Genomic DNA, 8854 nt, shown 5'->3' on the forward strand with positions numbered 1-8854 from the left:
CTGCCGCACCGTCCGGGCCCGCCGCCGGCCAGGACCCCACACCGTTCACGGGGGAGCCGCCGTTCCTGCCGCCGTCGTTCAGCCCGGTCAACGGTGCGACGGTTGGTGTGGCCAAGCCGATCGTCATCAACTTCCAGCGGCCCATTGCCGACCAGGCGATGGCCGAAAAAGCGATCCACATTTCCTCGGAGCCACCGGTGCCCGGCAAGTTCTACTGGATGACTCCCACCCAGGTGCGGTGGCGTCCACTGAGCTTCTGGCCCGCCCACACCGCGGTCCACATCGACGCAGCCGGCACTACGTCGGACTTCCACACCGGCGACTCGTTGGTGGCCACGGCCGACGACGCCACCCACACGATGACCGTCACCCGCAACGGGAAGGTGGAAAAGACCATCCCGATGTCCATGGGGATGTCGGCGGGCGGACACCAGACCCCCAACGGCACCTACTACGTGCTCGACAAGAAGGCCACGGTAGTGATGGACTCTTCCACCTACGGTGTGCCCGTCAACTCGACGTATGGCTACAAGGTCACGGTTCAAGACGCCGTCCAGTTCGACAACAGCGGCGACTACGTGCACAGCGCGCCGTGGTCGGTGGCCGATCAGGGTGTGCGCGACGTCAGCCACGGGTGCATCAACATCAGCCCCGCCAATGCGAAGTGGTTCTTCGACAACTTCGGCTCCGGCGATCCCGTCGTCGTGAAGAACTCCACCGGCACCTACAGCAAGAACGACGGCTCCAACGACTGGCAGATCTAGCGCCGAGCAGACGCAAAATCCCCCATTTCGGAACGAAATTGGGGGATTTTGCGTCTTTTCGCGCAACCTAGTTCCAGATGCGCACCCGGCGGGCCGGCTCGAGGTATAGCCGGTCGTCGGGTGTGACGTCGAACGCGTCGTAGAACGCGTCGATGTTGCGGACCACGCCGTTACACCGGAACTCCGGCGGCGAGTGCGGGTCGACCGCCAGCCGCCGGATCGCCTCGGCTTCGCGGGCTTTGGTGCGCCACACCTGGGCCCAGCCGAAGAAGACCCGTTGAACGCCGGTGAGCCCATCGATGACCGGCGCGGGCTTGCCGTTCAGCGACAGCTGGTAGGCCAGCAGCGCAATCGACAGCCCGCCCAGATCGCCGATGTTCTCCCCGACCGTGAGCGCGCCGTTGACGCGGTGACCGTTACCGAGCGCCCTGGGTATGTAGGCGTCGTACTGCTCGATCAGCGCCTTGGTGCGCGCGGCGAACTCGTCGCGGTCCTCGTCGGTCCACCAGTCCACCAGATTGCCGTCACCGTCGTATTTGGCGCCCTGGTCGTCGAAGCCGTGGCCGATCTCATGTCCGATCACCGCGCCGATGCCACCGTAATTGGCGGCGTCATCGGCGTCGGCGTCGAAGAATGGCGGCTGCAAAATAGCTGCGGGAAAGACGATTTCGTTCATGCCGGGGTTGTAGTAGGCGTTGACCGTTTGCGGTGTCATGAACCACTCGTCGCGGTCGACCGGTCCGCCCAGCTTGGCCAGCTCGCGGTCGTAGTTGACCGCGTACCCGCGCCGGTAGTTGCCGTACAGGTCGCTGCGGCCGATCACCAGGGTGGAGTAGTCGCGCCACTTGTTCGGGTAGCCGACCTTCGGGGTGAACTTGTCCAGCTTGGCCAGCGCACGCTCGCGGGTCTGCGGTGTCATCCAGTCCAGATTGCTGATGCTGATCCGATACGCCTTACGCAGGTTGTCGACCAAGGTGTCGATGCGGGCCTTCGCTTCCGGCGGGAAATGCCGCTGCACGTAAAGCTTTCCGACCGCGTCACCCATAAGGCTTTGCACTAGCGATACGCCGCGCTTCCAGCGCTCGCGGATCTGCTCGGCGCCGGTCAGCGTGCGACCGTAGAACTCGAAATCTTCGCTTACCAGTGCGTTGGTGAGTATGCCCGCTCTGGAGTGGATCACCTTCCAACGCGCCCAACGCTTCCACTCGTCGAGAGGCTCGCTGGCCCACAGCTGCGCGAACGCAGTGAGGTAATCAGGTTGGCGCACAACGAGTTGCGCTGCCAACTCCGCGGTGCTACCCAGCGCGCCGATCCAGCCGGCCCAGTCGAATCCAGCCGCCTCGGCTTGCACTTCGGCGAAGGTGCGCAGGTTGTAGGTCAGCGCGACGTCGCGGCGTTTCACCACGTCCCAGTGCGCCGCGGCCAGCTTTGACTCCAGCGCCACGATGCGGGCCGCGGTCTCCGCGTGGTCTTGTGCCTCGCCGCCGTAGACCAGCGCGAACATCCGCGCGATATGGCCTGGGTAAGCGGCCAGGATCTGCGTGTGCTGCTCGTCGCGGTAGTAGGACTCGTCGGGCAATCCGATGCCTGACTGCGTGACATGGAGCAGGTAGCGGTTGGAGTTTTTGGCGTCGGTGTCTACATATAGCCCGACGCCGCCACCGACTCCGGTGCGTTGCAGGGCGCCGAGCACGGCCGCCAGCGCGTCGGGATCGGCGGCGTCGTCGAGTGCTGCCAGCTCCTCGAAGAGCGGTTCTAAACCGCGGCGTTCGACGGTTTCTTCGTCAAGGAAGCTGGCATAGAGGTCGCCGATGCGCTGTTCGTCGGTGCCCGGCTCGGCGGCAGTAGCGGCCGTTTCGGTGATCAAGTCGCGGATCTGGGCTTCGGCCCGGTCGAACAACCACCGGAATGCGCCGTCGATTGCGCGATCCGGCGGAATGTCGTATTCGGTGAGCCACCGGCCGTTCACGTGGCCGAATAGGTCGTCTTGGGGGCGGATACCGGTGTCGACATTGCTAAGGTCGATGCCGGAGTGCAGCGCTTCTACCGTCACCCCGCCATCCTTCCATCATCGGCCGGGTAGCCTCACGGCCATGCTTGACGACGGCGAGCCGACCGGGCCACCGGCCGAGGACGACGGCCCCGCGCCCGCTGCGGTGGCTGACGACGCCGCACCCGCTGCGGCGGCCGACGATGACGATGCCGCACTCGAACCATCGGACGGGCGGATCATTACCCTCTACGGCATCGCATCGGCCGTGGTGGGTGCGCTGTCGGTCGCGGCGATCGCGCTGGGCGCGGTCATCTGGTCGATGCACCGCGACGATGTCGGCGAACGCGCCTACCAAAGCCGAGTCCTGCAAACCGCAGCCGACTGGACGGGCGTGCTGATCAACATGAACACCGACAACATCGACGCCAGCTTGCAGCGGCTGCATGACGGAACCGTCGGTGAGCTCAACCTCGACTTCGACGCGACCGTGCAGCCGTATCGGGAAGTGGTGCAGCGGCTCAAGTCACGCAGCACCGGCCGGACCGAGGCGGTGGCGATCGAAGCTTTGCACCACGACCCCGACGCCCAACCGAACGCCGGGCCGCCCAGCCCGCAGCTTCCTCCGGTGGCCAGCCGCACTGACACCGTCATGGTGGTCGCCACGTCGGTCGCAGAAAGCGCCGGCGGCAAACCGCAGACCGTGCACTGGAACCTGCGACTTGACGTCTCCGATGTGGACGGCAAGCTGCTGATCTCACAGCTGGGGTCGATCAAATGAGAAACCTCTGGCGAGTGTTGGCGTTCGACATTGCAGCACCGCTGGGCGCAATTGGCGCGCTGGCGATGATCGGGATCGTGCTGGCCTGGCCGCTGTGGTGGGTGTCGCTGTGCTCGGTGCTGATGCTGCTCATCGTCGAAGGCGTCGTGGTCAATTTCGTTCTGGCGCGCCGTGATTCGGTGACCGTCGGTACCGATGACGACGCGCCCGGGCTGCGGCTGGCTGTGGTCGCGGTGTGCGCGACGGCTTTGGTGGCGGCAGTGCTGACCGGCTTTACGCGCTGGTCCATGCCCGACCGCGACTTCAAGCGCGACGCCCGAGAGGTGGTGCGGATCGCCTCAGGCATGGCGGAGGCGACGGCGACGTTCTCCCCGAACGATCCGGCTGCATCGGTCGATCGGGCCGCGGCGATGATGGTGCCCGAACACGCGACGGCATTCAAAGACGAATTCGCCAAGTCCACAAAGGATTTGGCGCAGCGCAACGTGACCGCGCAGGCCTCGACGCTATCGGCCGGAGTTGAGGCCCAGGGACCTTCGGCGGCCAGCGTAGCGGTGGTGCTGCGCGCCATCCAAAACACCCCGGGCCAGCCGCCGAGCCGTGCCGTGCTCGCGCTGCGGGTGACGCTGACCAAGAACAGCGGTCACTGGCGAGTTTTCGACGTGTCGCCGATCAACTCGCGATAGTGGCTCAGCGCCGGCACAGGCGGGCGTGATCGACCTTCAGGCAACGATCCATCACCACTTGCAGGCCGGCGGCCTCGGCGTCGCGGGCCACCTCCTCATGCCACAGACCCTGCTGCAGCCAGAGGGTTTTGGGCCGCGGCTGAAGTGCAAGTGCGTCGGCCAACACCCACGGCAACTCGTCGTAGCGGCGGAACACGTCAACCATGTCGGGGACGACGGGAAGGTCAGCCAGGCTTGGATAGACTGGCGCGCCGTCTATTTCGGTGATCGTCGGGTTGACCGGATACACCTGGTAGTCCCCGGTCGATACCAGATACGAGTAGACGCCGTAACTCGGCCGGCCTGGCTTGTCCGACGCGCCGACGACCGCAATGCTGTGCGTTTGACGCAGCATCTGCTGCAGCGCGGCGGCATCGGGCTGACCGGTCATGAGTTACCGGCTGGACGCTGCGACCTCACCTTGGCGAACCGGTCGGACAAGCGGCGCATGCGGATCATCAGGGAGGCCGACGGGCTGACCCTGGCCTCGAGGTAGGCGGCGAGCTCGTCGGCGGGTACCCCGATGCGGGAGGCGAATTCCTGCTCTCGCAAACCAGACCGCTCGATCAGGAGCCGCACATGGCGGGCCACCTCGGCGCGTTCGTCGGCTTCCAAGTGTGCGCGGGCGCGTTCGAGCACCTCGGCCATCGCTTTGGAGATGCCGTATAGCCGCGAGCCCGCGAGAACCTCTTCGACCTGGCGGGCGGTCCGCCCGTACGGGTCGCGTTTGAGCGCGACGGCGATCTGCTTCCAGGTGGCGATGTCCCCGCTCTCCAGCGCCGAGCGGATGGCGGCGGTCGGCCAAAACTCGACCGGCCGGTCGGTGTACCGCGGCTGGATGGCGGGCCGACCCGGCATCGGTCCAGGCCGTCGGTCCGCTGCCAACGTCACCTCGCCTCCTCCAACATCGCTACGGCCACCGATAGGCAGCGCTGCCTGACCTCTTCCCACTCAGCCCGGGCACCCGGGTCCGACAAATGCTCGTCATCGATGTCGGACGGGTGCGGATCCGCGAGCCGACGGACCAACTGGCTGGCGACCCATTGTCGCCTAGGTTGTTGACAACAGTAGTACCTGTCCATCCCGGCCAGGACCACAGCAGCGGTTTCCGGTTCCATCGTGTCGACCAGTTCAGCAAACTCGGCGTAGTCGCGGCTGCTATTGCGGCACATGATCAGGTAACCCTTCAGACGCAGCGTTTCTGCGCCGGTTGGGATCTGCAGCCGGTCGCCGGTGGGCAATTGGACGTTGGTGGTCTCCACCGGGCTGCGGCGCTCGAAGGCCGGGTCCACCGCATCGGCTTGGGCTTCCAGTGCGTCGAGGGCCACGGAAAGCCGGCCGCGCCACACGGTGACCGGATGCACCGGCCGCGATGTCGCCCGGCCGGTGCCGTTGCGGTACGGCAAGCCGCCGACGAACTTCTTGGCCACCGACGACCCGTTCGCCGCGACTGTGGTGCCCGCCAGGGTGGTGCGCCGCGTGGTGGCCTCCTCACCGCCGTTATCGCGGCCACCGCATCCGGTGAAGGCCAACGGGTCGGTCACCGAGATCGCGTCAGGAACCAGGCGCTTGAGCCGTGCCGCCGACTTGATCACCACCCGCAGGTCCGCGCTGGGCACCACCGGCGCGGAGACGTCCTCGGGACTCATCACGACGTAGTGGAGCCGTACCTTGGGCAGCGGCCTTTCGAAGTCCACCGACGGCAACACGCGGTGCAGCCAAGCCGGCAGCCACCAGTTCCACTGCTCGAACATCGCCATCAGCGCCGGCACCAGCACCAGCCGCACCACCGTGGCGTCGACGGCGATCGCCACCGCGCATGCCACACCGATTTCGGCGACCAGCGGCATACCGGCGAACGCGAAGCCGATGAACACCGCGATCATGATCAGCGCCGCGCTGGTGATGGTGCGCGCACTCGTGCTGACGCCGTAGGCGACGGCGTCGCGGGTATGCCCTGACTGCAGGAAACGTTCCCGGATACGGGTCAACAGGAATATCTCGTAATCCATCGACAGACCGAAGGTCATCGCCAGCACCAGGGGCGGCACCGTGCTGTCGATCGAACTGATCCGCTCGAAACCGAGCTTTTCCAGCCAGCCCCACTGGAACACCATCACCAGGCTGCCGTAGGCGGCGGCGACCGACAGCATGGTCATCAACACGCCCTTGAACGCCAACAACACCTACTGAATCGACATCAGCAGCATCACAAAGGCGATCAGCGCGACGAAAACCAACACCAGCGGCTCGGTTTCGGCCACCCGATCGTCGAAGTCTTTGATGAGCCCGGTGGGTCCGCCGACATCGACGCGCAGCGAAGCGGCACCCGCAACCTTGGGCAGATGCGCGCGAATCCAGTCGACGCTGTGCCGTGCACTCATGTCCTCGGGATCCACCGACAGCACCGCGGACAGCAGCGCGCTGCTGTTGTCGTCGGCGAATACCGGCGGTGTCACCGACACGATGTCGGGAGCGCTCGCCAGCTCCTGGCCGATCGCAGCGAGCGTGTCCTTGTGTTCGGGTGAGGATGCGTCGGCCTCCGGGAATGTGACCAGCACCTGCACCGGACCCAGCGCCCCGGGTCCGAGCGCCTGGGCCGCCGCGGCCACCCCGGAGCGGATCTCGTGCGTGGAGTCGAACTGGCGCAGCAGGCTATTGCCCAGCACCATCGACAACGACGGTGCCGCCATCGCGATGAGGAACGCCGCCGCGGCCAGGGCCGACGCCCACGGGCGGCGCATCACCCACCCGATCCAGTGGGTCCAGAACCTCGACTGGGTGGACTCGGGCCGCCTCGACCAGTGCAGCACCGCTGACCGCTTGGCGGCGGCGCGGCCGAAGGTTGCCAGCACCGCAGGTGTCATCGTGGCCGACGTCAGCATCGCGACCGCGACAGCCAGAATCGCGCCGGTGGCCATCGATGCCAGCGCCGGGGTGCCGATCAGGTAGATGCCGGTCAGCGAGGCGACGACCGTCATGCCGGACAACACCACCGCCAGCCCCGAAGTGCCCATCGCCGCGTCAATAGCGTCCTGGGGCTGGCGGCCGGCGCGCAGCTCCTCCCGGAAGCGCATCAAGATAAACAGCGAGTAGTCGACGGCCAGCGCGATGCCGAACATGGACACCGTGGAGGTGACGAACACCGACATCGTGGTGTACGCAGACAGCAGGTAAACCAGGCCCATGGTGATCGCGACGGTGCAGATGCCCAGCGCCAGCGGGATCGCCGCCGCGGCCAGCGAACCGAACACGGCGAGCAAGACAATCAGGATGATCGGCAGGTTCCACCGCTCCGCGGCGGCGATGTCGTGTTTGGTGTTTCCCGCCGCGGCCGTGCTGAGCGCGCCCTGACCGATGACATACAGCCGGACCCGGCCGTTGTTGAAACTGCCCGGTCTGTCGCCGTGGACGCCCACCTTTTCCCGCAGCTTCTTGGCGACGTCGCTGGCCCCGCTGTTATTGAAGTCCAGCCGCAGCGACACCACATACGGGCGGTCCGGCTGCGGGGCAGGCTGGCGCGGGTCGGTAACCACCGACACGCTGGGAACCTCACCAGCGACCCGGTTGAGCAGCTCGACGGCGTCGTTCATGTCCGCGTAGGTGGCATCGGCGCGGGGCGCTGCCACCAGCGCTAGCGGGGACGCGCCCTGGTCGGGGTAATGATCCTCGAGCTGGTCATGAACCAGCAGCGACTGTGATCCCGAGACCTCGAAACCGCCACCGGTCAGGTGACCTGACTGGGTCACCGTCAAATAGATCGCGGGAAGTATTGCCAGCAGCCAACCTGTGAACACAAGCCAGCGGTATCTGCGCAGGTTGCTGCTCAGACGCATCATGAACTGCTGGATTTCTTTCCCCGCCTTCTCCCCCGCCGCGTGGACGCGAGCCTACCGCAGCATGCTGTGACGTAGCTCAACTTAGCGGCTCTGAGCTGCGGTGACTCCAAATCGTGATGGTCTTGATGCCGAGATCCCGGCCGTGAGCAGATTCTCAGCGCCGTCAATTGGCGGGCTCGTCGCAATAGATGGCACGATGTCAGATGGCCGTCACTGGCTCAGGCCAAGATCCTGGGCCTCAGCCCGTTTGCGAGACGTGCGGGTATTGGCAAACCGCGTAAGGAGTTGTCCATGAAACCGATTGCCGGGACCTTGCGTCACGGGCTTTTCGGGGTGCTGACCGTCGCCGCGTTGGGTGGCGCCGCCACCGCTTTGCTTGCTGTGCCCTCGGCAACGGGTGCACAGGATCCGTGCGCGGCAAGCGAGATGGCCAGGACGGTCGGCTCGGTAGCCAAGTCGGCAGGCGACTACCTGGACTCACACCCAGAGACCAACCAGGCGATGACCTCGATCTTGCAGCAGCCGGCGGGGCCCCAGTCGGTCACGTCGCTGAAGAGTTATTTCGAAGCCAATCCCAAGGTGGCCAGCGACCTGCAAACGATCTCCCAGCCGCTGACCGGTCTGGGAACAAAGTGCAAGCTGCCGATCACGATTCCGCAGATGCTGGGGCTCATGCAGGGAGCCCAGGGCGGGCTTCCGGGGGGTCTGCCGGGTGGCATCCCGCCGGCTCAGCCGGTTGCCGGAACGCCCGGCGG

At 66.0% G+C, this 8854-nt stretch carries 7 protein-coding genes and 1 pseudogene; 4 read left to right on the top strand and 4 right to left on the bottom strand.

What is annotated here, in order from left to right; translation table 11 throughout:
- A partial coding sequence (locus tag ACFE99_RS18805) for an Ig-like domain-containing protein (RefSeq protein WP_375487906.1) occupies positions 1–764 on the top strand: 764 nt, incomplete at its 5' end.
- 67 nt (positions 765–831) lie between these two features.
- Here ACFE99_RS18805 and ACFE99_RS18810 read toward each other — a convergent pair.
- A complete protein-coding gene (locus tag ACFE99_RS18810) occupies positions 832–2817 on the bottom strand; it encodes a M13 family metallopeptidase (protein ID WP_375487908.1) in 1986 nt (661 codons plus the stop codon).
- Positions 2818–2857: 40 nt separating this feature from the next.
- Between ACFE99_RS18810 and ACFE99_RS18815 the strand changes: the two genes are divergently transcribed.
- Both ACFE99_RS18815 and ACFE99_RS18820 read left to right on the top strand, forming a co-directional pair.
- Positions 2858–3535, top strand: coding sequence for a hypothetical protein (locus ACFE99_RS18815; protein ID WP_375487910.1), 678 nt, complete (start codon positions 2858–2860; stop codon positions 3533–3535).
- Entirely contained in the window at positions 3532–4221 is a 690-nt protein-coding gene (locus ACFE99_RS18820; protein ID WP_375487912.1) for a hypothetical protein, read from the top strand. The genes ACFE99_RS18815 and ACFE99_RS18820 overlap by 4 nt, the downstream gene beginning before the upstream one ends.
- A gap of 4 nt (positions 4222–4225) precedes the next feature.
- Here ACFE99_RS18820 and ACFE99_RS18825 read toward each other — a convergent pair whose 3' ends face one another.
- The 3 genes and pseudogenes from ACFE99_RS18825 to ACFE99_RS18835 form a co-directional block, all read right to left on the bottom strand.
- Positions 4226–4651: a CoA-binding protein gene (locus tag ACFE99_RS18825; RefSeq protein WP_375487914.1), complete on the bottom strand. Its 426-nt coding sequence runs from the start codon at positions 4649–4651 to the stop codon at positions 4226–4228.
- Positions 4648–5151 carry an XRE family transcriptional regulator gene (locus ACFE99_RS18830; protein ID WP_375487916.1) on the bottom strand — a complete coding sequence of 168 codons (504 nt, stop codon included), beginning with the start codon at positions 5149–5151 and terminating at the stop codon, positions 4648–4650. The genes ACFE99_RS18825 and ACFE99_RS18830 overlap by 4 nt, the downstream gene beginning before the upstream one ends.
- Positions 5148–8099, bottom strand: a pseudogene (locus tag ACFE99_RS18835) (MMPL family transporter). Before ACFE99_RS18835 ends, ACFE99_RS18830 begins: the two are co-directional and overlap by 4 nt.
- Before the next feature lie 291 nt (positions 8100–8390).
- Here ACFE99_RS18835 and ACFE99_RS18840 point away from each other — a divergent pair.
- Positions 8391–8854: hemophore (locus tag ACFE99_RS18840; RefSeq protein ID WP_375487918.1), on the top strand; the 464-nt coding region annotated here is incomplete at its 3' end.

Origin of the sequence: uncultured Mycobacterium sp. (assembly GCF_964249325.1) — a bacterium.
Classification (GTDB): domain Bacteria; phylum Actinomycetota; class Actinomycetes; order Mycobacteriales; family Mycobacteriaceae; genus Mycobacterium.

What these genes read in the sequence shown, in the direction of transcription:
- ACFE99_RS18825 (WP_375487914.1), bottom strand. Translation starts at nt 4,651, where the DNA reads ATGACCGGTCAGCCCGATGCCGCCGCGCTGCAGCAGATGCTGCGTCAA.
- ACFE99_RS18815 (WP_375487910.1), top strand. Translation starts at nt 2,858, where the DNA reads ATGCTTGACGACGGCGAGCCGACCGGGCCACCGGCCGAGGACGACGGC.
- ACFE99_RS18820 (WP_375487912.1), top strand. Translation starts at nt 3,532, where the DNA reads ATGAGAAACCTCTGGCGAGTGTTGGCGTTCGACATTGCAGCACCGCTG.